This is a genomic window from Trinickia sp. (assembly GCF_051961175.1).
GTDB lineage: Bacteria > Pseudomonadota > Gammaproteobacteria > Burkholderiales > Burkholderiaceae > Trinickia.
On record NZ_JBQCDN010000392.1, the window covers coordinates 1 to 2,288 of the forward strand.

Genomic DNA, 2,288 nt, shown 5'->3' on the forward strand with positions numbered 1-2,288 from the left:
CGAAAAATCGGGCTGCGGGGGCGCCGGCGCGGACGCGGGTGCGGACAACCATCACCCGGCGGCGGCGGCGCCGCGGCCGGGTGATCCCCACGTACGTCGCCATTGCCGTCCGCGGCGCTGGTGCGTGCCGACGATGGGGCTGGACCATCGCTCGTCCGAACATTCGGCGCCGGCGACGCGGCAAAGGGACGCCCGATACGCGACGACGCCCGCTCGTCAACCGTCTCAACGCGCTCCGACTGGCGCAACACGGGCTCCGCCGGCATAGCCGGCCCGGGTACAGGCGCGGCCACGCCACGGCCCTTCCCTTTTCCCTTCGGACCATCGCCGGCGGCCTGCGCGACCTTGTCGATTTCGCGCCGGCGCACCGCTCCCGCGAACCGCGCACCGCCGAGCCCCACGATGACGAGCAACCCGCCGATCAACAGGTTCGGCACGATGCCCAGCGGCGGCAGCCACAGCGTGTGCGGACCGATCGTCCAAGCCAGCACGAGCGCGCCGGCGAGCCAGGTCACGTGGCCCACGATCTTCGCCACGCCGACCGTCATCGCGCCATCGAAGGCACCCCGCAGGGACAGCCACGCCAAGGCGAGCAGCGCCAAGCCGAGCATTTGCCCGGCCATGGCTGGCTCAATGGGCGTCAACTGCAGCGTGCGCTGCACGCCGGCAAGCGGCGACAGCAACAACGCGGCACCGGCGCTCAGGTAAAGCCCGGCATCGACGATCAGAACGGCGCGCAGCAGCGGTTTCATCGGCGATCGGAAGTTAATCGACGTGGTAGTTCGGCGCTTCCTTCGTGATCTGGACGTCATGCACGTGCGATTCGCGCATGCCGGCCGCGGTGATCTGAACGAACTGCGCCTTCTCGTGCAATTCGTCGATCGTGCGGCAACCGCAGTAGCCCATGCTCGCGCGCACCCCGCCGATCAGCTGGAACAGGATCGCCCCCACCGAGCCCTTGTACGCCACGCGTCCTTCGATGCCCTCGGGCACGAGCTTGTCGATGTTCGCCGAGTTGTCCTGGAAGTAGCGATCGGCGGCGCCGTCCTTCATCGCACCCACCGAACCCATGCCGCGGTACGACTTGTACTGGCGGCCCTGGAACAGGAACACGTCGCCCGGCGCTTCTTCGGTGCCCGCGAACATGCTGCCCATCATGACCGCATTCGCACCGGCCGCGAGCGCCTTGCTGACGTCGCCGGAGAAGCGCACGCCGCCATCGGCGATCACCGGCACCCCCGTGCCCTTCAGCGCTTCGGCAACGTTCGTAATGGCCGTGATTTGCGGCACGCCCACGCCGGCGACGATCCGCGTCGTGCAGATCGAACCGGGGCCGATGCCGACCTTGACGCCGTCCGCGCCGTATTCGACGAGCGCCCGCGCCGCATCGGCCGTGGCGATGTTGCCGCCGATGACTTCGATGTGCGGGAAGTTCTTCTTGACCCAGCGCACGCGCTCGAGCACACCCTTGCTGTGACCGTGCGCCGTATCGACGACGATGACGTCGACGCCGGCCGCCGCCAACGCCATGACGCGCTCTTCGTTGTCGGCGCCCACGCCCACCGCCGCGCCCACGCGCAGCTTGCCGTGCTCGTCCTTACAGGCGTCCGGGTGTTCCGTTTGCTTCGTGATGTCCTTGACCGTCATCAGGCCGCGCAGCTCGAACGCGTCATTCACGACGAGCACGCGTTCCAGACGGTGGCTGTGCATCAGGGCCTTTGCTTCGGCGAGCGCCGTGCCTTCTTTGACCGTCACGAGGCGCTCGCGCGGCGTCATAATCGTGCGCACGGGTTCGTCCAGGCGGGTCTCGAAACGCAAGTCGCGGTTCGTGACGATGCCCATCAACTGCGCCCCTTCGACGACGGGGAAACCCGAAATACCGTGCTGCTGCGACAGCGCGATCACATCGCGCACTTTCATTTGCGGCGGTACCGTGATCGGATCGCGCACGACGCCCGATTCGAACCGCTTGACCTTCGCCACCTCGCGCGCCTGCTCGGCCGCCGTCAGGTTCTTGTGGATAATGCCGACGCCGCCTTGCTGGGCCATGGCGATCGCAAGCCGCGCCTCGGTGACCGTATCCATCGCGGCCGACACGAGCGGCATATTCAAAGAAATGTTGCGGGTCAGCCGGGTTTTGAGGCTGGTGTCGCGCGGCAAGACGTCGGAGAACGCCGGGACGAGGAGCACGTCATCGAACGTGAGTGCTTTTTGGATCAGACGCATGGCAAATCCTATAGGCGCAAAAGCGAATTATACGCGATACCTCCCTGCTTTTCACTGTGCGA

2 protein-coding genes are annotated in these 2,288 nt (G+C 66.9%); both read right to left on the reverse strand.

Annotated features, from left to right (window positions below; all coding sequences use genetic code 11):
- Window positions 1-752 (reverse strand): hypothetical protein (locus tag ACTHL0_RS22300; RefSeq protein ID WP_440569080.1); only part of this gene is annotated, 752 nt, incomplete at its 3' end.
- 13 nt (window positions 753-765) lie between these two features.
- On the reverse strand, window positions 766-2,226 hold the full coding sequence (gene guaB, locus ACTHL0_RS22305; RefSeq protein WP_440569081.1) for an IMP dehydrogenase: 1,461 nt from the start codon (window positions 2,224-2,226) through the stop codon (window positions 766-768).
- Window positions 2,227-2,288: the final 62 nt, after the last annotated feature.